General features: G+C 53.7%; 19 protein-coding genes. 12 read left to right on the top strand and 7 right to left on the bottom strand.

What is annotated here, in order from left to right; translation table 11 throughout:
- The first annotated feature begins 7 nt into the window (after window positions 1-7).
- Genes FPL14_RS07800 through FPL14_RS07785 form a run of 4 tightly spaced genes read left to right on the top strand, consistent with a single transcriptional unit; the run spans window position 8 to window position 6776 of the window.
- A complete protein-coding gene (locus FPL14_RS07800; RefSeq protein WP_182302460.1) occupies window positions 8-2239 on the top strand; it encodes a putative baseplate assembly protein in 2232 nt (743 codons plus the stop codon).
- A 26-nt stretch (window positions 2240-2265) separates the two neighbouring features.
- Window positions 2266-4371 (top strand): phage tail protein, encoded by a 2106-nt coding sequence (locus FPL14_RS07795; protein ID WP_182302459.1) that lies wholly within the window; start codon window positions 2266-2268, stop codon window positions 4369-4371.
- Between the two features lie 18 nt (window positions 4372-4389).
- Window positions 4390-6048 carry a hypothetical protein gene (locus FPL14_RS07790; RefSeq protein WP_182302458.1) on the top strand — a complete coding sequence of 553 codons (1659 nt, stop codon included), beginning with the start codon at window positions 4390-4392 and terminating at the stop codon, window positions 6046-6048.
- A gap of 56 nt (window positions 6049-6104) precedes the next feature.
- Window positions 6105-6776: a tetratricopeptide repeat protein gene (locus tag FPL14_RS07785; protein WP_182302457.1), complete on the top strand. Its 672-nt coding sequence runs from the start codon at window positions 6105-6107 to the stop codon at window positions 6774-6776.
- A 98-nt stretch (window positions 6777-6874) separates the two neighbouring features.
- Here FPL14_RS07785 and FPL14_RS07780 read toward each other — a convergent pair whose 3' ends face one another.
- The 3 genes from FPL14_RS07780 to FPL14_RS07770 form a co-directional block, all read right to left on the bottom strand.
- Window positions 6875-7201: a hypothetical protein gene (locus tag FPL14_RS07780; RefSeq protein ID WP_182302456.1), complete on the bottom strand. Its 327-nt coding sequence runs from the start codon at window positions 7199-7201 to the stop codon at window positions 6875-6877.
- Window positions 7202-7483: 282 nt separating this feature from the next.
- Entirely contained in the window at window positions 7484-9391 is a 1908-nt protein-coding gene (locus FPL14_RS07775; protein ID WP_182302455.1) for an MORN repeat-containing protein, read from the bottom strand.
- A 1-nt stretch (window position 9392) separates the two neighbouring features.
- Window positions 9393-9779, bottom strand: a complete 387-nt coding sequence (locus FPL14_RS07770; protein ID WP_182302454.1) for a DUF4280 domain-containing protein — start codon at window positions 9777-9779, stop codon at window positions 9393-9395.
- A 219-nt stretch (window positions 9780-9998) separates the two neighbouring features.
- On the opposite strand from FPL14_RS07770, the gene FPL14_RS07765 reads away from it, so the two are divergent.
- From FPL14_RS07765 to FPL14_RS07745, 5 genes are all read left to right on the top strand, one after another.
- Window positions 9999-12746, top strand: a complete 2748-nt coding sequence (locus FPL14_RS07765) for an adenylate/guanylate cyclase domain-containing protein (RefSeq protein WP_182302453.1) — start codon at window positions 9999-10001, stop codon at window positions 12744-12746.
- Between the two features lie 26 nt (window positions 12747-12772).
- On the top strand, window positions 12773-13270 hold the full coding sequence (locus tag FPL14_RS07760; RefSeq protein ID WP_182302452.1) for a GNAT family N-acetyltransferase: 498 nt from the start codon (window positions 12773-12775) through the stop codon (window positions 13268-13270).
- A 30-nt stretch (window positions 13271-13300) separates the two neighbouring features.
- Complete coding sequence (locus FPL14_RS07755) at window positions 13301-16348, top strand: cyclic nucleotide-binding domain-containing protein (RefSeq protein WP_182302451.1); 3048 nt, start codon at window positions 13301-13303, stop codon at window positions 16346-16348.
- Between the two features lie 466 nt (window positions 16349-16814).
- Window positions 16815-17153: a hypothetical protein gene (locus tag FPL14_RS07750; RefSeq protein ID WP_182302450.1), complete on the top strand. Its 339-nt coding sequence runs from the start codon at window positions 16815-16817 to the stop codon at window positions 17151-17153.
- A 130-nt stretch (window positions 17154-17283) separates the two neighbouring features.
- Window positions 17284-18072, top strand: coding sequence for an RluA family pseudouridine synthase (locus FPL14_RS07745; RefSeq protein ID WP_229263830.1), 789 nt, complete (start codon window positions 17284-17286; stop codon window positions 18070-18072).
- 165 nt (window positions 18073-18237) lie between these two features.
- Here FPL14_RS07745 and FPL14_RS07740 read toward each other — a convergent pair whose 3' ends face one another.
- From FPL14_RS07740 to FPL14_RS07725, 4 genes are all read right to left on the bottom strand, one after another.
- On the bottom strand, window positions 18238-19518 hold the full coding sequence (locus FPL14_RS07740; protein ID WP_182302448.1) for a hypothetical protein: 1281 nt from the start codon (window positions 19516-19518) through the stop codon (window positions 18238-18240).
- Window positions 19508-20689: a glycosyltransferase family 4 protein gene (locus tag FPL14_RS07735; protein ID WP_182302447.1), complete on the bottom strand. Its 1182-nt coding sequence runs from the start codon at window positions 20687-20689 to the stop codon at window positions 19508-19510. The genes FPL14_RS07740 and FPL14_RS07735 overlap by 11 nt, the downstream gene beginning before the upstream one ends.
- On the bottom strand, window positions 20686-21729 hold the full coding sequence (locus FPL14_RS07730; protein WP_182302446.1) for a nucleotidyltransferase family protein: 1044 nt from the start codon (window positions 21727-21729) through the stop codon (window positions 20686-20688). Before FPL14_RS07730 ends, FPL14_RS07735 begins: the two co-directional genes overlap by 4 nt.
- Window positions 21730-22058: 329 nt before the next feature.
- Complete coding sequence (locus tag FPL14_RS07725) at window positions 22059-22223, bottom strand: DUF1328 domain-containing protein (protein ID WP_182302445.1); 165 nt, start codon at window positions 22221-22223, stop codon at window positions 22059-22061.
- 182 nt (window positions 22224-22405) lie between these two features.
- On the opposite strand from FPL14_RS07725, the gene FPL14_RS07720 reads away from it, so the two are divergent.
- The 3 genes from FPL14_RS07720 to FPL14_RS07710 all read left to right on the top strand — a co-directional run bounded on the left by FPL14_RS07720 (window position 22406) and on the right by FPL14_RS07710 (window position 23770).
- Window positions 22406-22861 carry a DUF948 domain-containing protein gene (locus FPL14_RS07720; RefSeq protein ID WP_182302444.1) on the top strand — a complete coding sequence of 152 codons (456 nt, stop codon included), beginning with the start codon at window positions 22406-22408 and terminating at the stop codon, window positions 22859-22861.
- A gap of 19 nt (window positions 22862-22880) precedes the next feature.
- Complete coding sequence (locus FPL14_RS07715; RefSeq protein ID WP_182302443.1) at window positions 22881-23366, top strand: hypothetical protein; 486 nt, start codon at window positions 22881-22883, stop codon at window positions 23364-23366.
- Between the two features lie 80 nt (window positions 23367-23446).
- Complete coding sequence (locus FPL14_RS07710; RefSeq protein ID WP_182302442.1) at window positions 23447-23770, top strand: YflT domain-containing protein; 324 nt, start codon at window positions 23447-23449, stop codon at window positions 23768-23770.
- Window positions 23771-23953 lie beyond the last annotated feature (183 nt).

Below are 23953 nucleotides of genomic sequence, written 5' to 3'. Positions count from 1 at the left end.
GGTCCTCATGCTTCCGCGCATTCCTTTGGACGACAGAACGTTCGATAGCATATTGCAAGAAGCGCGGCGCGGCATTCCGCAGCGCCTGCCGGAATGGACGGACGAGAATACCCACGACCCGGGCGTGACTTTCTTGGAGCTGTTTGCCTGGCTGAGCGAAATGCAGCAATTTTACCTTAGCCGGGTGCCCGAACGAAACTTGCGCAAATTTCTGGATTTGCTAGGGGTCATTCCCAGAGAATCCGAATCCGCCGAAACGGAAGTTTCTTTCGGCAACGTCCATGAGCCGGTCGTGCTTCCCAAGGGGACGAAGCTTCGGGCGGAGGATCAACTGTTCGAAACGGTTGCCTCAGTCAAGCTGTTGCCGATTGCCATTGACCGGATCGTAACCCGGACCGAATCGGAAGCCAGCGATAGATCGGCCTCCAATACGGGAGGAAACGTGGCGTTCTACGCATTCGGAAGAGAGGCCGAAGCGGGCAGCCGGTTGTACATCGCGTTCGATCGGGAGCCTATGGTCGGCGAGACGATATCGATGCATATTCGATTGGCCGAAGACGGGAACGAAACGCAATGGGTTAGCGGCAAACCGGAGGGAGTCGTTCCTTCCGCTCGCGTCGCTTGGAAAATATACGGCTGGACGGAGGAGCACGGAGCTTCTTGGTTGCCCCTGGAACTGCTGGAAGACGAGACGTTGCATTTGACCTACAGCGGTCGAATTTCCTTTCGGGTTACCGACCCGGCGCGAGCCGTCATCGTTCATCCGGCAGGGGACCGTCCCCGTTATTGGATCAACTGTACGGTTGAGGAATCGGGATATGAGCTGCCGCCCCGAATCGATCAAGTGTTGCTGAATACGGTTAAAGCCAGGCAACAGGATACGAAGAGCGAGCAAACGGTATATGACGGCACCGGGCTGCCTGGTTTGCTGCTATTGGAAGACAGCTATCTCGCTAGGTACGGTAAAATGCGGGTACAGGTTCGGGAACCGGACGGACGCTGGCGGGAGTGGAAGGAAACGAACGATTTCTCGACGGCTAACGCGAATAGCCATGTTTACGCCGTAGAACGCGAATTCGGATTGAACGGCCCGGTTGCCGTTCGTTTCGGCGACGGCGTACAAGGCGCGATTCCGCCGCTTGGCTCGGGGAACATTCGACGGATTCATTATGCCGAGGATTTCTTGGCTCATTGCTGGATCGGACGCAGCAACGGACTGCCGAATCAGCGATTCCAGTTGTTCGATCTTCCTTGCAAATGGAAAGATCGGCTTTTGCTTCAAGTGGGCGTTCGGGAAGCCGCAAGCGGCGAGCTATTATGGGAAGATTGGGAGCCGGTAGACGACTTTGACCGTTCCGGACCGCTTGACCGCCATTACGTCTATGATTCCGGTACGAATCAATTGACTTTCGGCAATGACGAGAACGGGGCCATTCCTTCCCAGCACGAGGATGCGAATCTGTGTTTGACGGTTTGCGTGCTCGGAGGGGGAGAGAGAGGCAATATCAAACCCCATCTTCTTACGGAATGGATTCAGCCTGAGCTTGGCGCACTAAATTTGACGGCGGATAACGCCGGCTACGGCGTCGGAGGCAGGGAAGAAGAGACGCTAGAACAAACGTTGGAACGGGCTCAACAGGAATGGCAAAACCCTTATTGCGCGGTCACGGCCGAAGACTACGTACGGATAGCGAAAAGCACGCCGGGGCTCAAGGTGTCGAGGGTGCATGTCATCCCTGATTATGCTCCCGGGCGCGAGAACGCTCCGGGAGCGGTAACCGTCGTAGTCGTACCGGAAGGGTTAAACGATACTCCTCTGCCGAGCGCCGGTTTTCTGGCGACGGTTGCGAAACACCTCGACGATAGACGGTTAATTACGACTGAGGTTCATGTAGTCGCTCCGGAATACATTCAGGTGACCGTGCATGCGGTCGTCGTCGTCGAGCCTCATTTTATGGAAGAAGCACATCGGATCGTAGCGGCGCTGAACCGGCTGCTGTCCCCGATGGATAAGCCGGGAGGCATTCAAGGATGGCCTTTCGGCAGAACGGTGCACAAAGGCGACATCTATAGCGCCATTAGCCGGATCAAGGGCGTCGCTTACGTTCAGGATTTGTGGCTGGATGCGGAAGGCCGTTCCTTGCGCAAGAGCGCGGGCGGGGATATCGTGCTGCCGGACGCCGGGATCGTCTATTCAGGGGAACACCGGATCGAATTGATTAGCAGAACGCAGCTCTAGCAGATTCGAGGATAGGAGGGATGGCAGTGGAAGGCGGGGCAACTTATTTTTCGTTAAATCGGCCCGAGCATTGGTCGCGGCGAGGAGTTAGCAGCAACCTGGAATTGAGCGATGGCATTTCGATCCGCCGAGGAGAGAAATACGGCGTTCTCGAAACGATCCATTTAGACAATCTAGAGGGAGTGGGCGAAATAACCGCCTTCGCCGTCAGCCCACAAGGTCATCTGGTTCTGCTCAATGCGGATGGGGATTTATGGACCTACGATCGGGGAAGCCGGCATTATGAAAGATTATTCGTCCCCGGACATAACTTATTCTCTGCTTCCGCGATGCTGGCTATCTCCGGAGACATCTTATTCATAGCGGATACGGCGGGCGAGCCCTCCGTCTCGGCCTACGACATGGCGAACGGACAGCTGCGTTTCCGGCGTTCGGGGCAGTTTCTGGATGAAACGCCTTTCTATCCTCTCGCTATAGCTTCGGATTCCGAGAGCTTGTATATCGTGACGACAAGATTGCCTCCTGACGAGATGACGGCGGTAGATTCATTGGGCTATAGGCAACTAGCCATAGCCAATCTTACGCTGTCGGGGACTTTGGTAGACGTTTATTCCGAAGAACGGTTTACCGCGAAGCTCCCGGAAGAGAGGGAATTATGGAGAGGGACCCAGTTCGTATCCGTTTCTCCGCGAGGCGATCTGTACGTGCTTGAGACGCTGACTTGCGCGCTGTACATCGTCTCGCATGCGGATCGCTCGTTGAATCGATTCCTCATGCCTCCTCTCTATTTCGCCGGACTCGGAGTGGATTCTCGCAGGCAAATCTACATCGGTGACGCACGGATCATCGGAGAGGAAGGGGAAGACGACCGTTTCATCGTCCATTTCAGCGAGAATGGCGAATTGCAGGATCGGTTAGCCGGATTCCGCGGCAGGGTTAGCGGAATTCTCATCGACGGCAGGGACCGGATGTATATTTGGAACGGGGAAGCCCGCACGGTTACCGTGCTTGAGCTGCAACCCCAAACGCTGGGCTGGGAGGGAGGCTCCGCTCCGGAGGGAATATGGATGTCCAAGGCATTCGACAGTACCGAAGCGGAGACGGTATGGCATAAGTTCACTTTGGACGCCGACATCCCGGACGGCACGCAAATTCGGATTTCTTATTACGGTTCCGATTCGGAGTTTCTTCCTATTGAGGGAACGATATGGAGAGTAGACGAGTGGATAACGGACGAAAGCCGTTCCTTCCGGGATAAGCTTGCCGGCATGGAGCCTTATTGGTCGAAGCCAGTCGTCAATCCTCGCGACGCGTTGTTCTTCGGCGCGCAAGGCAGATACTTGTGGCTTAAGGTGCAATGGATCGGCAGCGAGAAGCATACTCCGGAGCTGCGCCGGCTTCGCGTCCACTTTCCGAGAGAATCTCTCTTATCGTATTTGCCGGCCGTTTATCAGGAGGAAGAGAGCAGCCGGGATTTCCTAGCGAGGTACTTGTCTCTCTTCGGCACGTTATTCGAAAGCGTAGAAGAGCAAATCGATAGCGTGGCCAGACAATTCGATAGGGAACGGGTGGAAGACAAGCAGCTCCGATGGTTAGGTTCTTGGCTAGGATTGGACAGCGGCGATCATTGGCGGGACGAGTCGGTTAGGAGACTTATCCGCGCCGCTCCGGAGCTTTATCGCTACAGAGGGACGAGGAGAGGCATCGAGAAGGTCGTGGAGACGTTTACGGGATCCCCGCCGATTATCGTTGAACCGTTCCAGTTTAAGGCGATGAGGGACAATACGGAATGGCGATGGCTAACCGATCGGCTCTATAGCGATAACCCATACACATTCACCGTGCTGTTGGATCAGCGACAGGCCTCTTCGGACAAAGAACGAGTACTGCTTCGAGGACTTCTGGAGGAGCACAAGCCTGCTTTCACGGAAGTGCGGCTAGCCTGGCTCCAGCCCTGGATGTATCTCGATTTACATACTTATCTTGGCATCAACACCGTGCTGGCCGAGCCGTCTCTATTCACGCTTCATGCAGATCGCAATATGCCCAACGATACGTTAATCGTGGATTTGGACATGGATGGGAGAATGGACGCGCATACGCGGTTAGGAATGGATTCCGAGTTGGAATAATAATAAGGAGGGTTTCCGGTGAAAAAGGCGAGAATGTTTCCATTTGAGAGGAACAGGTATTTTTACGGAAAATTGCTGACTGTGCGAGACTTCGAATCGGAGCAAAAGTATTTCAACGATAAGCGGAGACTGCTTAACCGCTTGTTATTCGGAAGCGGCGTCGTTGCCGGGATGCAAGTCGTTGCGGTGGACGACAAGACGATTACGGTAGAGATGGGCGTAGCGATCGATTATTTGGGAAGAGAGATCGTCGTCTCGGCTCCGGTCACCTTGAAGCTATCGATGATCGACGGGTTTACGAACAACGAATACAAGAAAAACGTCTATTTGTATGTGGCTTACGATGAAAAGGGACGCGAACCCGTGCATTCCGTCGGCAATTCCACGGTGCGCGGCGAAGAGATGAGCGAGTATAACCGCTTCTTGGAAAGCTACAGGCTGTACGTGAAGGAAGAAGCGCCTTCCCCGTTGTCGTTCGAGCACTCCGGACTGATGGAGGATATCGTTACGATCTATCAGGATCATGATGTTCGCGTCACTCAAAGAATGCCTAAATACGCTAATCCAGGCGACGTCATCGATGTCACCCTCGTGGTGGAGAAGACATTGCAAACCCCTCGCGTGTCGCTCTCGTTCGATTATTCCGCGGATGGCTTCGACGCGTTGGATAAGGAAGGAAACCACGTTCGGTTTATGGAGCCTGGCGATAAGCAAGATACGGAGTACCGCCTCTCTTACAGCGTGAAGGTACAGGACCGTCCCGGAACGATAGGCAAGCTGGGCGTGTCTTCCGGCGCGGTGGAATTGCTCATCGGGGACAATCGGGTAGCCTTGGACCATTCCGTTAACCATTCCGTCGAGATAATCTCTCAACCCGTGGCCGAGCGCATATTGAAGGACTGGTATGAACGTTCCTTGGACCAAGCGGCGGAAGGATATGCCGACCAGAACGTCTGCTTGGCGAAAATCGGCCTGCTGCAGCTAGGACCGACCTATATGATCGAGCAAGTGGAGCGGGTTCCTTTCGGAGAATATATCCCGAACGCCGCGCTTATGCATCGTATATCCCGGAACAACCGAGGCTCGTCGCTTCACCGGTTTTATGCGGAATCCCAAGCTTATGATCTCGATTTCGGCAGCAAACCCGAGCTGGACGTCGTTTATCATCCCGAACGGAACGCTTTCGATTTCAAGCTGGGCATCCCCAAGCCTCAGACGATTAATGACGAGATGGCGACCGGAACGATCGACGTGCCGCTGGACACGCAAGAGAGATCGGGAATGCGGTTCTTCTCGAGGGGCAAACGCAATTATGTCAGCGAAGAAATCCCGCACGGACTCGGAGAAGGCCAAGTGACGGTCGTCGTAGGTCTCGAGGAAATCCCGGATCCGAATGCTCCCGTCGGATCGGGAGGCGCCAAAGTGTATTTCGGTTCGGCGGACGTGTTCAAGGATACGGAATATGAGGCCGCGCTGCCGAATATTACTTTTGGGACGTTGATCTATCCGGATAAAGGCGGTTTCCGGATCGGGATGAAGCTGGGCGGGGCCACGGAGGCGACTTCGCTGCGCGTTCGATGGTGGGCGTTCAAGAAGCTTCCCGGCGACGCGAACGTGGCGATCGCGAACCTTCAAGCCGGATTAGCCGAGGCGGCTGCGGGAAACGAAAATAATTAGCGGTCTCTCAATCGGGTAAGGCAACCGTCGCGTTAATAGAAAGGGCGTGATATCCGTTGAGCAAAATATTGATTTTCATCGGCTTAACTTGGTTATTCGGGAATCCTTTCGTGGCGATTCTCGTGTTGCTTATTATCCTTTACGTGCTTGAACGAAGATTTATCGGTCTGTCGCCAAGCGTTATTCGACCGTTCCGAAGGCGGAAGTCGATCTCCAAATGGAAACGGCTGCTTCATTTAAGTCCGCATGACGTATCGGCCAAATCCGAGCTTGCGCGATTGCAAATCGAGAGTAAGAAATATGCTCAGGCACGTGAAATCCTGCTAGGAATCGAGAATCAGATGGACCATTCGGCGGAGTATTGGAGCGATAGGGGGACATGCAGCCTTGCGCTTGGGCAAGCGGAAGAGGGAGAACGGGAGATGCAGCAAGCATTGTCCATTAGCCCGAGGGTTAAGTACGGACAGCCGTACTTGCGTTTAGCCGAAACTTTCTCTAGATCGGAGCCGGCTAAAGCGATTGCGTACTTACAACAGTTCAAGGAAGTTAACTCGTCCTCCTGCGAGGCGTTCTATCGTCTAGGTACCGTATACGAGAGTCTAGGAAGACCGGCGCAGGCAAGCGCCGCGTTCCAAGAATGCCGTCAACTGTACCGATCTTTACCGAAGTATATGAAGCGGCATGAGCGAAAATGGGCGATTCGCAGTTTATTCCATCGACGTTCATAATCGTACCGCGCACATCGATCGTCAATGGCAAGGGGCTCTCCTAAACGGTCTTAACCGACCGGGCAGGAAAGCCCTTTTGATCCTACGGATAAGCTTAATTAGTCAACGACCGACTCCGACTCTTCTTCGGAAGATTCGGATTCGTGCGCAGCGACTTCCGCTTCGGCAGGCTCTAGAGCTTCTGCTTCCGCTTCTGCCGAAACTTCTGCCGCTTCTTCCTCGACAGCTTCTTCGGCAGCTTCGGCGGAAACCTCTTCGGAAGCTTCTTCAGCGGATTCTTCAGCGTCCGCGCTAGCTTCTACGACTTCAGCTTCTTCTGCAGCTACCTCAGCTTCTTCAGCCGCAGCTTCCACTTCTTCTGTTACGGCTTCAACTTCTGCATCCGCTTCCAATCCTTCAATTGCTACTACTTCTTCAGCATCCATCGATAATACCTCCCGGGGTCCATGTTAGGGGGGACAATCCCCTAATAGCAACGTTATATCTAAAGTAAAAATGTGGCAACGGTGTTATTTTGTTGTATAATGACTGCTTTAATCGAAAGCGGGGGCAGTCGAGTTAATCCGTCTAATAACGTCAGATGTTCCTATGAAGGTCGAATGGGAGAAGTAGCGATTTTAGGTGCGGGATGCTGTCGGATACGAGCGGGTGGAGAAAAAAACTGCCCGAGCGACGGATTTCGCTTGGGCAGTTCTATCATTTGTTCACTAGGATTTGACTAGCGCGCTCACGGATAGTCTTACCGGAACGTCCTTGTTGTAAGTGAAGATAAACAATGCATCGTTCCAGCTATACGCCATCTCGTATTTATCCCCGTCTATCGTTTCTTTGATGCCCTTAAGTTTGCTTGCTTTGATTGCATCCGTCAGCTGCTTCAGAACGGCTTTGTTCCAAATTCGGATTTCCGTGACGGCGTAAGCTTCGGGATTATCTTCGTCCGCTTTAAGCTTGAAGGAGAGCTGATGTATTCCGTATGCGTACTCCAACGGCTCAGGAGCGACGCTTTCCTCGATAGGTTGCTTGATCGTTTCGGGCAATGGCGGCAATACTTTCGTTAGTCTCTTGGTTAAACTTTGGATCTTGGTCGTCTCGGATGCTTTAGAAGAAGCGTTCGAGTTCGTCGCCTTCTCGCCGGAATCAATTGGTGCAGTCGTTTCCTGCGCGGATGGCGATTCGTTTTCAGTCGCGGATGGGGCCGATTGAGAAGCTTCCGGGTCTTGCGGTACCGTGCCGGAGCCCGGTACGGGCTCGGTTTCCGTTCCTGTTGCCGGATTGCTAGCTCCGTCAGTACTGCCAGCGCTCTCGGGGGCGTTTTTGGTCCCCGTATCCGTCCCTGTTTCCGTACCTGTCCCCGAATCCGTTTCGGCAGCCGTTTCCTCGCCCGTGTCCGTCAATTCCTCTTCGGGCAACGGGACTTCTTCCTGAGCGGGAGGAGCATCCGGCGGCCCGAGCAGCTCTTGCAGCTTAGGTAGCGTAATTCCGAGAAAACCTTGAAGATAAATCTCGCCGCCGCGGAAATAACCTTTATAGATCGTCGCGCCGTCCGCATCGAGCAGAGAACCGACGCCTTCGTATCGATCGGCCTTGAACTTGCCGGAGTATATCGCCAGTCCTTCGGAATTGAACGCTTGTCCTTCGCCATCGCGCTTGCCGTTAACGAAGTTGCCGGCGTACAATGCGACGCCCTGCTCATTCATCAACGAACCCGCGCCGTGATACGCGCCAAGCAAGAATACGCCTTTGTACTTAGCGACGCCGGAAGGATAAAATTCCGTTCCTTCCCCGGACAAGGCGCCTCCAAGAAATTGGCCTTCGAGCTGTAAAGATCCGTCCTCGCGATAGAGCTTGCCGGGTCCCTCGTATTTACCTCCGTTAAACCCGCCTTCATAGACGAGCTTACCGCTATTGTTAAATAGTTTTCCTTCGCCTTGGTATACCCCGGCTACGAACGCGCCGGCGTATTGCGGCACTCCGTCCGCAAGGAATAAGTTCCCTTCGCCCTCGTAGAGGCCTCCGGCGAACTCGCCTTCGTATTGTATCGTTCCGTCGGGTTTAAACAGCGTTCCCTTGCCGGCGTATTGGTCGGCTTCGAATTGTCCGCGATATACGAGAATGCCCTTCTCATCGTAAAGCTCGCCGCTGCCGGCCTTTAGGCCTTGGCTGAAATCTCCGATGTAGAGCAGCGTGCCATCCGGCCCGAACAGCTTGCCTGCTCCGGAATATTGCCCGTTCTCCAGCGGACCTTGATAGATAAGGTTGCCCGCATCGTCCGTAATCTTCGCTTGCCCGGTAAATCCGTTAGCCATTGCGGCCGAGGCTTCGATCTTGGGTGTCCGAGCGAACCACTTGTCCACGAACTTGGGCGGCTTGATGAAGCCGAAATAAATGATGACCAAGGTTAACAGGAGAATGATGACGAACAGCTTCTTGGCAATGTAGAACGTTCCGAATTTCCAATAGTTGTCCAGCGAGCGGAGCTTTCCGCCCATGATGCTTCTCATCCATTTGACGAGCCATCTGATGAGGAGCTTAGGGAGGGACTTTGCTCTCTTGAGCGGCATGATGACCGCCCGTTGAACCGGTTTGATAAACGGTTTTAATATCGCTTCGATCATTTTACGGCACCTGTATCGTAACTTGTCCAGGATTGACGATCTGAATGACTCCGCCGAAGTTGCACATGCATTTGGATGAATTGTTCAAGGCGGGAAAATTGGATACGAGCACGGTCGGGGAACCTGGAGCCCAAGGGGCCGCGGTAACGGGCGTGCAAGGCATGGGGGTCAGAGCTCCTAACGCCGCTGCGGTTGCGGAGGCTACGGCAGGGTTAGCCATGGAGTTGCACATGCCGAAAGGAGTAATGTTCACGAAAGGCTTGTTGTCCATAATATTAGCGATTGGCATCGACGTGGTAACTCGATTGACGGGAAGCACGTTGAGCATGCCAGGCGCAAGGCCGAACGAACATTGCAGCGACGCCCCGCCGCATACGATTTGACCCATGAAACCGTCCTCCTCCGATTCGCGCTGACGCCAGAGGCATCATCCAACTTTTACCGTTTCGAATCTCTCTTTTCCATACTACAACATAACCCGAAAAATGTCATTTTATTAGGAAAGTGGATGTAAAAAGTCGTAGATTATAGTACGATGGAAATAATAGGTTAAGTAACGGGTTAAGAGGAAAAACGTACGCCAAAAAGAAAGAGACGGTAGAACGATATGAAGAAGCTTTCGCTGCTGGTGCTGCTGATCGCCATCGCAATTACGGGGCTATCCCTCTATCGCATTCAGGATAACGGCGGTATCCAATCGGGTCCGTGGAACAAACGGGTTTCCCTGCAAAACCTGTCGCGGGTCGCGGAAGCCGAGTCTTCTTCCCTCGTCGTCATCGGCCAGTCCAAACAGGAAATCGTTCGCTTGTCCAGAGACGGTGCGATAGAGGCGGAGATTAGGCATGACGGCAATGGGGGAACTGACCGAAGGGATTATACGGAAGCCGTCGTCGACGGTTCTAACCGGACCATCGTGCTGGATACGGCGCTGGATTCGTACGGATTGATTGTTCAGAAAGAACAAATTATCCGCTTCGACGAGAAAGGCGGCTCGCCCGAAGTTCTTTACGAGTGGCAGGGCAACGGGCAAAGCAAACGCATCGGCCAGTTGAAAGGGCTCCAAGTGCAGGGAGATCTCCTGTACTTTTTCCTGACGACCGCCGAGAAGGTGTCGTTAATGCGGCTCCCGCTGTCCGGAGGGCAACCGGAAGAGGCTCTTTCGTTCACGATGCCCAAAGATCGTTATTTATCGGAGATTAAGGGGACGGAAAAAGGACAAATTTATTACACGACGAAACGCGGAGCCGTATTCCGCGTCATGGAGGACGGAACGAGCGAGATCGTCTATCCTTTGGCCAGCATGGAACGCACGCGCAAAAACTTCCCCGAGAGACTGTCGATCGATTCCTCCGGCAAACTGTTCTTCGTTGACAGGCTGCTCAACTCCGTGACGACGATGGAGCCCGGATTAAAAAGCTTGGACGTATTGCTGAGCGAAGAATCCATCATGAAATCGGTGCCCGGCGCGGAAAGCTACGAGATCATGGACGTGCTCCCGACCGGCGATGGCGGATATGCGGTCGTCCTTAACGATCGATTGCTCATCTACGATAATCAGAATCGGTTAGCGGGCGTACTCTCCCAAGTCAAATATCAGAACGATATTTTATTTGCGGATTGGGTGACGTGGGGATTCGCGATCGCAGGGGTTCTCTTGCTTCTGTTCGCTTTGCGCCTAGTCTACAAGCACTTGATGAACGGCAAGATTTCTCTTTTCTTTAAACAATTGATCGTTACCGTACCGGTGATCGTCATTTGCATGCTTCTGTTATCCAATTTTATTTACAATAGCTTCTCGGCGAGAATGGAAGACGAAATGCAGAGAGAGTTATCCTTGTTAGCTCGCAACGGGCAGCAGATCATCGACGGGGATCGCTTGGAAAGATTGCATTCGCCTAAGGATTACCGCAACGAAGACTATGAGAACATCCGCGGCAAAATGAACTTCCTGTTCGAAGGAGAGCAATCGGCGGACCGTCAAGGGTTGTACAGCACGTTGTACAAGTACGACGAAGGGCATCTCTATATTCTCATGGACGACGACGATGGCGTCAACATGTTCAAGCCTTTCGAGATGAACGAAGAGAACGATGCCGTTCGGAACGAAGGCGTTATTCGGACGGGCCAGTGGGAAGACGCAAACGGCAAGTGGCTATATGCAATCGGTCCCGTATACAACAGCAAGCATGAAGTCGTCGGCATCTACGAGACGGGCCGGGACATGAGCGTTCTCTATCAAGCGAATCATAAAATTTACCAGAGCATCCTAAAAAATATCGTGATCATTACTTCCGTCATCCTGATCGTTATCCTTGCCGGAACGTTCCTCATGTTGTCGACCGTACGAAAATTGCGCCGCAGCGTCATAGAGATGGCCGACGGTAACTGGGATGTCGAAGTCAGGGTAAACAGCCGGGACGAAGTCGGTGATCTGGGACAGCAATTCAACCGAATGGCTCGATACATTCGGCAATATATCGCGGATATTACGCAATTCTCCGAAGCGTCATATCGGTTCGTTCCGCAGCAGTTTTTCAAATCGCTCGGCAAGAAAGGCATTCTAGACATTCGATTGGGCGATCAGGTTCAACAAAATATGTCGGTTATGATCGCGAACTTGAGAGGATTCCGCAAGCTGTCGCAGACGCTGACGCCGATGGAAAACTTCAATTTCATGAATTCGTTCTTGCGCCGATTCGGACCGTTAGTGCGGAAAGAGGACGGGTTGATCAGCAAATATTTGGGCGCGGGCTTCATGGCCTTGTTCCCCGGATATGCCGAAGAAGCGTTAAACGCCGCGATCGCGATCCGTCAGGAGCTGACTGAATATAATGCAGGGCGCCGCCGGGCCGGTTACGTGCCGGTGGATATCGGCATCGCGATTCATAGAGGCCCGCTGATGATGGGCATTATCGGAGAAGAACGGCGCTGGGAAGGAAACGTCATCTCGGATGACGTTCATTTGACCGCGACGTTGGAGAAGCTGTCCGAGGAATTGGGAGCATCGGTGCTCGTAACGAGGGATTTGTTCGAACAGTTGAGAGAGCCCGAGCGTTATCGCCATCGTTCTTTGGGGCGGATCACGCCGGAAGGCCAAGAGTCGGCCATCGAGCTCATTGACGTATACGAAGGAGACTCCGAGCAACTGCGCCAGGCCAAGGACCGCACCCGGGCGTTATTCGAACGGGGACTTATGCTTTGCCAAGAAGGACGATTCTACGATGCTAGGGAAACGTTCGTCGAAGTCATCAAGCAGAATCGAATGGATAAAGCGGCGAAATTGTACTTCTATCTTTGCGACGAGTATTACCAAAAGGGAACGTCAACCGGCTGGAACGGTACGTTGGCCGTATAAATCGCGCGGTAAGGGAGGAATCGTCCATGATAACCGGAACATTCGCTATCCATCGGATGTGCACGGAGGAACAGGCGGAACGGGTCGTCGAGTTCTTTTTCTCCCCTTACTCCTTCGACGATACTCGTTATACTCCCGGCGAAGAGGAACAATTGCGCAGTCTCCCATACAGGGCGTTATACGGACAGGTCATCTTATGGTACGCGACGAATGAGAACAACGAGATTATCGGCGCGAGCTGCGTCGCCGAGAACGATCAGAAGACGGGCGGCTACAGCTGGGATTACGTCGTCGTTCACCGAGAATACCGTAGATGGGGAATCGCGGCGTCATTGTTCGAACAATTGCTCGATTACCTGAGACAAGCGTCCGCCAGATACCTTATGACGTATACGTGCAGCTTGCCGGAATACAAGACGATTCGCCGATTGTTCGAACGGAACGGCTTTCAATTAATAGGACAGTGTCCCGATTATTATTTCGAGGGAGAAGACCGGCTTATCTACTGGCGGCGAATCTCCTAATCTATAACGCTTCGAGGAAAGAGAGAATCCATGGACGTACAACAATGGTCGCGCCGGCTGGGCATCAAAGCGGAAGACCGGCGCAAGCTATGGCTGATGGTGCCGGTGTTCCTCTTGTGCGGCATTGCCGAGACGCTTAACTACAACGGATTCATGACCCTGTTTAACCAACGGTTCGGCAGCTCCAATCTGCCATACGTTTACATGGCAGAGGCCGTCATTTTGCCGCTGGAAGCTTGGTTCATGACTTGGCTTTCGGGCAGGCTGTCCAAGCCGGGGCTAATGCGGGCGATGTATGCGATAATGACGGGGATCGTGCTGTTGAATGCTTTGATATTGCTGGGGATGAGAATAACCGGGGAGGATTACCGGTTTTATTATCCTTTTCTTTTTTTATCGTCCAGCTTCGTCGTCCGGCAGCAGACGATATTGTTATGGAGCTTGGCGGTAGATTTGTGCCCGACGCAGCAAGCGAAACGGTTAATGCCTCTGTTCGTGGCGGCCGCCACGCTGGGCGGGGTTGCGGCAGGGTTGATCACGCAGGTCGTGAGCCCGTTATTCGGACCGGATATCGTCTATGTGCTAGGTCCCGTCCTCCTTTTGTTTGCTTCATTTAACTATCGTAAAGCAATCGCCGTTTATTTGGTTCCTCTTGCGTTGAAAAGAACAGGAGACGTCGCGCAAGAAACGGAGCCGCTTACTTCGATGGATTATTTCCGCCGGACGTTGAGGTCTCCGTTCCTGTTAGGCGTTCTAGGCATGATGACGATCATGCCGGCATTGTATTTCTTAATGGAATTCGTATTCCTTAATACGGCGCATACGGAGTATCCAGACGAAGCCGATTTCGGACGAATATTCGGGATCGTGACGACGCTGCTGTTCGCGTTGGCTTTTCTATTGCAGCTTGTATCCGGACGCCTAATGGCTTGGTTAGGAGCTAGCAGCATGCTTACGGCCATCTCTGCCGTATACATGCTTTCGTTCGCGTTGGCATGGGCGCTGATAGGTTCTCCGATCGTCATGCTGGCCGTTTCGGGCGGATATATGCTTACTTACTTGTTGATCTATTATTCCGCGGAGCCGTCCTACCAATTGTTCTATAAAATGTTGCCGTTGCAACAGAGAGACGGCTTTCGCTTCGTCGCGCAAGGCATCGCGACATTCCTCGGCATCTTGCTAGGCGCGGGGCTTCAATTTCTTCACACGGGATTAGGCTGGGGTTTTCCTGCTTTAGCGGCTATAGGTACGATTGGCTCGGCAGGCCTGCTCGCGTTGTCATGGCTGGTTCGTCAGTTATATATGAAGGAATTGGTGCGGAGCGTACAAACATTAGGATTAGCCGCGGATAAAGAGTTGGCCGAGTCTTACAAGGAGTTCTACCGGAACTCGCGCACGATGAACGCCGTGCAAGCGATGCTGCGCCACGAGAGCGATGAAGCGAGAGAGATCGCGGTTAATATTCTCGGACATAGCAAGGATAAGCGTTATATGTCAGGATTGCTCGCCATGATCGACGATGATAGCACGAAGGTCAAGATTGCCGCGTTAAAGGCGATTAACTTATCGACGGCGGATTTGCCCGCGATGGTAAAGGTAGCTTCTCTTCTGGAGGATTCGGAACCCGACGTTCGCAAGGAGGTCGTACATAAATTAGCTCAGATGAAGCACATGTCTTCGCAGGCGTTTTTCTTCTTGCGGATGAAGCTGCTCGACCGGTCTCCGATGGTCGTAGCGGAAGCCGTCAAAGCGATGTATTTGCTGGAGAGCGCACAAAGCTATGAAGCGTGCTACGAAGTCATCGAGCGGATTCTGAAAGAGGGCGGGGAGCCGGCCATTCACGTCTGCCGGGTCATCGGAGAGCTGAAGCTGGAGCGATTCGCCACTGAAGTCGAACGGCTGCTCATGGATCCCCATCCGGCGGTTCGAGTTGCGTCTACGGGGTGCTTAGGCGTGTTGAAGCGGTTGCGGGTCGTTCCGTTGTTAATCGAACGATTGCCGACTGCCGACCAGGAGCTGTATCGGGTTACGACTCAGGCTTTGATCGATATGGGCGATAAAGTTATCGATACGTTAAAGTCGGGGTTGCCGGAGTCGACTCCCAAAATATGGAGAGCATCCGTTACCGCGTTGGCGCAGCTGCTTCCCGACGAGAACGTGCGTGGCTGGCTGGCGGAGCAAGGGACGTTAAAGCTTGCGGATATCGCAACGACGGCGCTTCTGCCGGAAGCCTTCCGCAAGCTTGATCGGCAGGACCTTGCCGAACTAGCGCGGATGAGGCAGTTAGACCTGGAACGGACGATCTATGAAGGCGTATGGTCCATTCTGGAAAGGCTGACGGACGAACAGGTTGTTCTCGCTCTTCGCAGAACGTTGGATGACGAGGATGAAGAGACGCGAAGCGGAGGATTGGAAGTGCTCGCGGAAGGCGTCGGGGAGCGGAAGTTGTCGCAGCGATTGGCAGCGGCTTTGCAAGCCGATACGGCAAGATTGGCAGGATTAAACGCGGAATCCGCCCATGAAGCGGTTAGTAAAGCCGCCGAGACGGCGGATGACTGGTGGCAAGAGATGGCGTCGGAGCTGCAACGAGGCGAGAGGAGACCGGACATGCAGGAAGAACAAGGATTGCTAGGCAGGTTAAACAAAGTCGTATTCCTCAAAAAAGTTCCGTTCTTCGCCGACCTATCGTTGGAGGAGCTGGGTTTGATCGCGGGATCGGCGACGGAGGAGAGATTCGCGGACGGAGCTTTCTTGTTGAAGCGCGGGGAGAGAAATCCGGCCATGTACGTCGTCATCGAAGGCAACGTGGAATTAACGAGCATCTCCGCGGCCGGATGGGAAGGAACGCTGGGGGTGCTCGGCGCAGGTGAGGTGTGCGGAGCGACTTCCGCTTTGGATGAATCGCCGTCCTCGGTTACCGCGCAAGCGTTCTTCGGCGACGTTCGCGTATTGGCGTTGCAACGGGATGACGTTACCCGGCTAGTCCGCTTGTATCCGGAGATCGGCATCGGATTGCTGAGAGCCTCGTTAGCGCGCATTCGATTGCTGGAAGAAATGATGATGAAGATCGATTCTTAAAAAGAAAGCCCGCGAAAGTTCGAGACTTCGCGCCCGGTGGCAGGGAATTAGGAGACCGGGTACCCGGAGGTTGACTTTGCGCGGGCGTTCCCGTATATTGGTCGGCAAAGCCATGCTTTGTAGGTCGGCTAAATGGATGCTCAATAGGATAAGACTTCTTATAAGCTTAATAGATTGCCTTTAGACAAGTAGATGGAAATCTACATTTATTTGATCAGCTAAATCGTCAACTAAGAGAAATAAATGGAAATGTACAGTTATTCGGCTCGGTAAAGCTCATTTTGGGCGGAATGAAGATAAATAACTGTATTGTCCCGCTTATTTTCGAAATGTGGACATTTGAACTGGAAATAGATGTATTTCTCCATTTAATTTCTAAGTCGTGGCGGATGTGTAAAACTTTGATTGAGCATTTATGGAATCGGGCAACTGGCGCGGAATGGAATCGGAGGAATCGAAGTTATGAGTGGAGCAGGACGGAATAGGCAGCGTGGCGGACAGAGGCCGACCGGAGGCCATGAGGGAAACGGACGGAGAGAACGCGGGGGTACGGGCTCCGGCGCCGGTTCGGGTTCAAGATCGGGAAAAGGCAACGGTGCCGGTTCGTCTAAAAAATACGGAGAGCGCGGCGCGCAGGGCGGACGTAACGAACGTATTTCGAGAACGGAAAAGCCAAGTCGCGCCGGATCTCAAGGAGATAGGAAACCGAGCAGGGAACGGGTGGATTCGTTCAGGGCACCGAACGAGCGGGGATCAGGCGCCAAGCGGATCGGAAACGGCGGTTCTGGCTCTGGTTCTGCTATAAGAGGCGGCGGACGCGGCAGAGAAGGCGGAGGAAGCCAGCCTGTTCTCGGCATGGGCAGAATCAAAGGCGAATGGATGGATATCCGCTTGCCTGACCATCTCGCCGCGCGCCGATGTCGGTTATTAGCCAGGTGTTGCCGTTACCGCCTAAGCTGATCTCCAAATTGCTGCAGTCTCGCGGCTGCCTTTTGCAGGGGCCGAACTTGAGGCTTCATTTGTTCCCGAGGGAGACGAGAGATTTTCCGTCCGATTGGATGGAATTGAATATTTTGTACGAGGACGAGTTTACGCTCGTCGTGAACAAACCGGCCGGCATCGAAGTTCATCCGAGCGAGAAAGGCCAACGCAAGACGCTTGCGCACGCGGTCGCCGCTTATTACGAGATGTCTGGCCAAGACGTCCGTATTCGCCATGTTCATCGGATAGATAAGGATACGACAGGGCCGGTATTGTATGCGAAGAATGAGTTCGCGCACTATCAGTACGACAAAGCGATGCGGGAGAAGTCGATCGAGCGGATCTACCTTGCGTTGGCGGAAGGCTACGTGGAAGGAAACAAAGGCAAAATCGACAAGCCGATCGGACAAGACCGTCACCATTCCACGCGCCGCCGGGTAAGCGATACGGGCGATCCCGCGGTGACCCATTTCGAAGTGGTGGAAAGGCTGGAGGAGCATACGCTCGTTCGGCTTCGGCTGGAGACGGGGCGTACGCACCAGATTCGAGTCCATCTCTCCTCGATCAATCATCCGCTCGCCGGCGATGGAATGTACGGCGGTTCGCGCGGAGTGATGTCCCGCCAAGCCTTGCACGGCGACCGCCTCATCTGGCACCACCCGTGGACGGGCGAGAAGCAGCAAGTAACCGCACCGCTTCCCGACGATTTCAATCAGGCGCTGAACAGGCTCCGCCGGGATTAGCAGGAAGCGGCGCCGAAGCGGAAAATAAGCCTATCTGGCAGGCTTAAATGCACGCAAATAGCGCCGAAGCGGAAAATAAGCCTACCCGGGAGGCTTAAATGCGCAAACGAAAAACCTTACCATGCATCGCTCGCAACAGCGATCTGCATGGAAAGGTTTTTTGCGTTAATTCCGCCTGCACAAGGCTTCCGTCATCAAGTAAGAGATCGTCGCCTCCGCGCCGCAGTTAATGTTGGCGCCGTAAGGCGTGAGCCCGTCGCAGCAACTGCCGTCTTCGGGATCGGCAACCGGAACGCGGAGATCGTTATCGCCGTAGTACCATTCTAAGCAATTATCGCGCATGGCCCGATAATGCAATGGGTTTCCGGTCGTTGAGCTCGTTCCCGCAGTCATCCCCGACCCCATGGCCATTCCCGAGTTTAAGGTGGATTGGCCCAGTACGCCGAAATGCATGGCGTGATTTCTATCCATGCGGGAATCCGTCGTCCCTTTGCCGCGCGCGCTGCCGACCAAACGTTCATCTTGATCCTCTTCGGCTAGCTTAGTGGCTAGCGAAGCTTCTTCCAGCGCTAACGCCAGCTTGAATATTTCCAGCGGCTGCTGATCCCATCTGCTTGCCGTATTCGAATCGGAAGTGCACCAATCCTCGTTCCCGATCGGGCGGAGCCATCCTTCGTCGGCGGTCATGATCTCGAGGAGGATCGATAAGCTTTCTATGCCCGTTGCATAGGTTTCGCTTGTTCGCGTGTATCGGTACGCACGCAGCATGGCCCACGGGAGTACCCCGTTGCTATAGGTCATCGCAGGCTCGAACCAACGCCAATTGCCGCCTGAGAAGCGTCGATATGCTCGATTAAGCACCGACTCCAATCGCGCCACATGATGTTGAAGCTCGTTCTTCACATCGAGAGGCAATTGAATTCTTCCATCCCGCGAAGCTTCCAGCATATGCGCGCAAGCCGCCATCGCAAACGCCTGGCCGCGTAAGGAATCGATTCTGACGAGCGTAGGAATCGAACGCTCCACGATCACTCTCGCGGTTTCCCTGACCGGGCCGTCAAGCCGGATCCATGCGTCCGCGCAAGCCCAGATCGAGCGCCCCTGACAGTCGTGCGAAATATCCTCCGGCTCAAGCGTACGATCATAGGCGAAGTTGTTAAGCCACCATCCGTCATCGTTCTGGGCCCAGAGCAAGAACGCCAAATAGATGTCGGCCAAGCGTCTGAGCTCCATTCGATCCTCGTGCCGGAGTTGATCCTCATCCAAGGAGAGCCACTCCGTAACCGTCCATAGCGCGCGAGCGTTGTCGTCCGTCGTGTAGCCTTCCCGGCGGCGCGGAATACGTCCGAGCGCATGTTCCAGCAATCCGGTATCGTCCGTCAAACGGCGCAAGTGGGCGAAAGAAGGCTGCGTCGCTTGACGGCTGATCTTGCCATTAGCCGACATCGGCGATCTTGTCTCTCTGCTCGGTAATGACTTGCTGGAATAGCCGCAGATGCTGAGCGCCCACGTGCGGCCAATGCATGCTTCGCCCGATTTCCGATATGACGCGTTCCCAGTTCGCTAACATCCCAGGGTAAGTAAATACTTCGATAAGCTTAGAACTCCACGATTCCGCATCGCCGTACGGCAACAGCATCTCTTCGTACCCCTGCACCAAATCTTGGGCATAGACGTAGGGGGTCGAGAGGATAGGCCTGCCTAACCCGGCCGCGTAGGCTAACGTTCCGCTCGTGATCTGCCCCATCCCCGGATAAGGAGTAACGTACAAATCGCAAGCGGATATCAAAGACACCAGTTGATCCTCGGGAACGTAGCGATTGATCCACTGCACGTGGTTTTCCAAGCCGAGATCGGCAATCATCTGCACGAGTTCTTCGCGATATTTTTCACCCTCATGCTTTCGCACCTCGGGATGAGTCTGACCGGCGATGACGTAGAGCAACTCCGGGACGGCCTGAACGGCCGACGACAAGGCTCGAAGAATCAGCTCGATTCCTTTGCTGCGTCCGAGCAATCCGAAGGTGAATAACACTTTGCGATTGTCCCATCCCGCATTCCTTCTAACATTCATGCTGTCGGACCGATTAGGAACCGGCGTCCCGTGCGGAACGAAAGTAATTTTCTCAAGAGGAATTTGGAAGTTGTCGTGCAAGTAGCCGATCCCTTTGCGATTCATGACGAGAATATGATCGCTCCAACGCGCGATTTCCTTCTGCAACTCCGAATAGGGAGGAGTCGGATGCTCGAATACGGTATGGAAGGTCGTTACGACCGGTTTCTTCACGCGCCTGAGAAAATCAAGAACGTGGGAACCCGCATCGCCGCCGAAAATTCCGAATTCATGCTGCAAGGACACGACATCCACCGAGCTTTGATTGATCGCTTCCGCCATTTTACGATACTCGTCTTGATCTTGTTTGATTAGCGGGAGCATCCAAGGTTCGAAGTAGTCCGCGCGTTCTTCGGGATTGCACAAAGTGATGACAGGATCGATCGACCGATTCCCTTTGGCATGCGAGATCGCTTCGCGCAAGTGGTGCGTATAAGTGGCAAGTCCGCATTTTTTGGGAATGTAAGTACTGGCATAAGCAATCTGAGGGAGACGGTTGTTCATCTGCGGTACACCTCCAAAATACGATTGCATACGGCTTCGTGCAAAATATGGGGGCCGACCCGCATGCCTGATCCGAAAATGCATTCGTTGAGCTGGGCGCCGGCGCGGACTTTGCAACGATCCCATAGGATGGAATTGGACAAGCGTACCTGGTTGCCGATTCGGCTGCTTTTGCCAACGACGGCGTACGGGCCTATAATCGCCCGATCCCCGATCGTGACGTCGTCTCCGATCATGACCGGGGGAACGAACAGTACCCCTTGGCCGACCCGGACGTTCTCGCCTAGCCAAATGCTTTTGTCCTCCATTTCCTTGCCGTCGATACGGACCGGGAAACGCCGATCGAGCAGATCCCAATGGAGCTGGCGGTAACGCTCCTTGGTGCCCATATCCATCCAATATCCTCCGATGGGATGGCCGTAGACGCCGCTGCCGTTCTCTATCAAGAGCGGAAAAGTTTCCTTCTCGATGGACACGGATCGGCCTGCCGGCACGAAGTCCAGCGCTCTCCGCTCCATAATGTATATGCCGGCATTGATCCGATTTGACGGTGCGTCATCTTTTTTCGGTTTTTCGATGAACCGATCGATTCGTCCATTAACCGATTGCTCGACGACGCCGTAATGGGAAGGGTCGTCTACCTCCGTCAGGCAGATCGTAGCGGCACCGCCATGATTTTCGTGAAACCGCACGGCTGAGGCCAGATCGACCTGATGGATAATATCCGCGTTCACGACGATGAAACGTTCGCCGAGCAGATGCTCCGCGTTTTTGATCGCTCCGGCCGTACCGAGCAGTTCCTTTTCCACCGAATAATCGATTCGAACGCCGTAAGAGGAACCGTCGCCGAGATGGCTCTCTATTAATTCTCGATAATGCTTCACGGCGATGACGAACTCGGTTACCCCTTGTTCCTTGTAATGCAGAAGCAAATGTTCGAGCCATGGGCGATTGCCCACCAGGGCCATCGGTTTCGGAAGATGTTCCGTCAGGGGGCGCAGCCTAGTTCCCAAACCGCCGGCGAGAAATAATGCTTTCATGATAGAACCAACCTCCGTTTAATTGATGTATTCCCCGCAGGGTCAATGACTACCATTAAACGCAATCGTTCAAGATTCAATCACCGTCGGCGTAAAAAACGACGCTCCCCAAATCGCGAAAGCGTAGGGAAGCGTCTGTATCGGTTAGAGGTATTATTCCGGAAAATAGGCTGCAACGTTCTGCTTCGTTCAGGAGATTCGCTTTACCCCGGTCGTAATGCCGAAGAGGAGACGGAAGCTTACGATATAGCCTACTTTACCTGAAAAAGGAATTGACTGCAACCATTATCCAGTTGGCTTGTCCGCCCGGAGCCCTTGCCGCAGTAAGGCTAGACCCGACCGCGCCGGCCCGTGATCAGGGAGACGATAAACAAAATCAAGAAGATGAAAAACAAAATTTTCGCGATTCCCGCTGCCGCGCTTACCAAACCCGTGAATCCGAATATCGCGGCTACGATAGCGACGATTAGAAAAACTACCGTCCAATATAACATGTGAATTCCTCCTTTGTGATCGGGATCGGCATAACGGCCTGCGTCGGCCGAGCCCGTTGTTAGTGCTTGGTTACCCCGTATGCTAGCCGGTGAATCTTTCGGAGGGTACTGTTTCGCGATCCTATGCGCGGGGGTAAGGTAGGGTATGACAATGACAGCAAGCAAGAAGCGGAGGAATGCCCATGGACCATAATGAACTGATCGCCTGGAGCGTCGCGTTGGCGGCGATGGCTTTCGTCGTCTTGTGCGTATTTTTGATTTCTTTATTAAAGACCGCGCAGCGATCTCTCGTAACCGCGCAATCCGCCATGCAGGAAGTAAAGGAAACCGTCGAAGATTTGCAGGGCGAAGTAAAGAAACTAGCGGAAAGCGTTAATGAAACAGCCGAGGACATACGGGGAAAGCTGCAATCGACGGACCCGTTGTTTCATGCGGTGCAGGATGTTGGCATCATGCTTAGCGAGGTAACGAGCACGGCCCGGCAAGCAACCCGGAACCTGGCGAGCACGCTTCGCGAACAGACGGCTTCGAAGGAAGGCAACGACGCCGTTCCGTCATGGCTGCATTGGGCGGCGTTAGGCTCGAGACTGCTCATGAGCGTTCGGAAAGGCTGGAAACAACAGAAAGATCGTTCCTAAGCAAAGGAGGTAATCTAGAATGTTGATTTCATGGCTTGTTTTGTTTACTTCGATCGTGAACGGAGGAGCGGCTCCGGCCGCCGCGGTTCCCGCAACCGCCGCTTTCCCGCAACCATCCGTGCCGAAGCAATGGCAAATAGACGGCATCCGATTGGGAGACTTGGCAAGCGAGGTTAGGGGAGAGCTGGGAAACCCGGGGAAGATAGAGTCCGACGAATGGCACAAAGAATGCGAAGTATGGAGCTACGCGGACGGGAAAAACGTCGGCTTGTGCGAGGGGGAAGTTTCTTTCGTTCAGGTGACGGCAACCGCGCGATCCGCCAACGTTAACGGGCGCGATATCAAGCTGATCGACAAGGATCTTAAGCGAGCGCTCGGCAAACCGCAATTTCGGGCGGAAGACGGTTGGGGAGTCGTAAACGGCTCCGATTCGCTTAAAGTATTCGTGGACGATAGGGGCCGGCTCGTCTCGTTGGATTTGTTCGCCGGACCTTGCAACGGTTGAGTAAAAACGCGAGAGCGCGGTTTCAAAAGACTACCGAACGTGTAATAGGAAGCATCACATACTAGAGGAGGAGATAAACCATGAGAGCTTACGCGAAACTAGTGAATAACGGATTGGAAGCATTCGACGTCGTCAACGATTTGCATCGCCAAGGATACACGGAGAAGGAAATTTACGTACTCGCGCACGAAAGCGACCGCACGGACAGATTGGCCGACGCGGCGGATACGAACAAAGTCGGTATGTCCGAGGAAGGGATGTTCGACACGATCGCGAACTTGTTCCGGACCCGCGGCGACGAGCTTCGCAACAAGATCGAGGCGATGGGCTTCGACCCTTACGAAGCGAGCAGGTTCGAAGCGGAATTGGATCAAGGCAAAGTTCTGGTCATGGCTCGGCAATAACGGCGAAGACGACCGATTCCGCGGATTCATTCTTTCTCTGTTTCAAAACGATCTATGAAGGGTTATAACAAAATAAGAGCGTTTTTTAATAGGATAGAGGAATGAGGGCGGAACTATCCGCCGCTCATTCCTTATTCGCGTTTATGCTCGAGAGTGTTTGTTACGAGAGATAACGAGGAGACA

The sequence above is a fragment of the Cohnella cholangitidis genome (assembly GCF_014107495.1).
Classification (GTDB): Bacteria; Bacillota; Bacilli; order Paenibacillales; family Paenibacillaceae; genus Cohnella; species Cohnella cholangitidis.
The sequence above is the reverse complement of the archived record's forward strand: the minus strand, read 5'-3'. Positions and strand labels throughout refer to the sequence as shown.

Bases quoted from the DNA above. Each gene is read 5' to 3' on its own strand.
- FPL14_RS07755 (WP_182302451.1), top strand. From the start codon at position 13,301: ATGGACGTACAACAATGGTCGCGCCGGCTGGGCATCAAAGCGGAAGAC.
- FPL14_RS07725 (WP_182302445.1), bottom strand. From the start codon at position 22,223: ATGTTATATTGGACGGTAGTTTTTCTAATCGTCGCTATCGTAGCCGCG.
- FPL14_RS07720 (WP_182302444.1), top strand. From the start codon at position 22,406: ATGGACCATAATGAACTGATCGCCTGGAGCGTCGCGTTGGCGGCGATG.
- FPL14_RS07735 (WP_182302447.1), bottom strand. From the start codon at position 20,689: ATGAACAACCGTCTCCCTCAGATTGCTTATGCCAGTACTTACATTCCC.
- FPL14_RS07800 (WP_182302460.1), top strand. From the start codon at position 8: ATGCTTCCGCGCATTCCTTTGGACGACAGAACGTTCGATAGCATATTG.
- FPL14_RS07765 (WP_182302453.1), top strand. From the start codon at position 9,999: ATGAAGAAGCTTTCGCTGCTGGTGCTGCTGATCGCCATCGCAATTACG.
- FPL14_RS07740 (WP_182302448.1), bottom strand. From the start codon at position 19,518: ATGTCGGCTAATGGCAAGATCAGCCGTCAAGCGACGCAGCCTTCTTTC.
- FPL14_RS07775 (WP_182302455.1), bottom strand. From the start codon at position 9,391: ATGATCGAAGCGATATTAAAACCGTTTATCAAACCGGTTCAACGGGCG.
- FPL14_RS07770 (WP_182302454.1), bottom strand. From the start codon at position 9,779: ATGGGTCAAATCGTATGCGGCGGGGCGTCGCTGCAATGTTCGTTCGGC.
- FPL14_RS07710 (WP_182302442.1), top strand. From the start codon at position 23,447: ATGAGAGCTTACGCGAAACTAGTGAATAACGGATTGGAAGCATTCGAC.
- FPL14_RS07715 (WP_182302443.1), top strand. From the start codon at position 22,881: ATGTTGATTTCATGGCTTGTTTTGTTTACTTCGATCGTGAACGGAGGA.
- FPL14_RS07730 (WP_182302446.1), bottom strand. From the start codon at position 21,729: ATGAAAGCATTATTTCTCGCCGGCGGTTTGGGAACTAGGCTGCGCCCC.
- FPL14_RS07760 (WP_182302452.1), top strand. From the start codon at position 12,773: ATGATAACCGGAACATTCGCTATCCATCGGATGTGCACGGAGGAACAG.
- FPL14_RS07780 (WP_182302456.1), bottom strand. From the start codon at position 7,201: ATGGATGCTGAAGAAGTAGTAGCAATTGAAGGATTGGAAGCGGATGCA.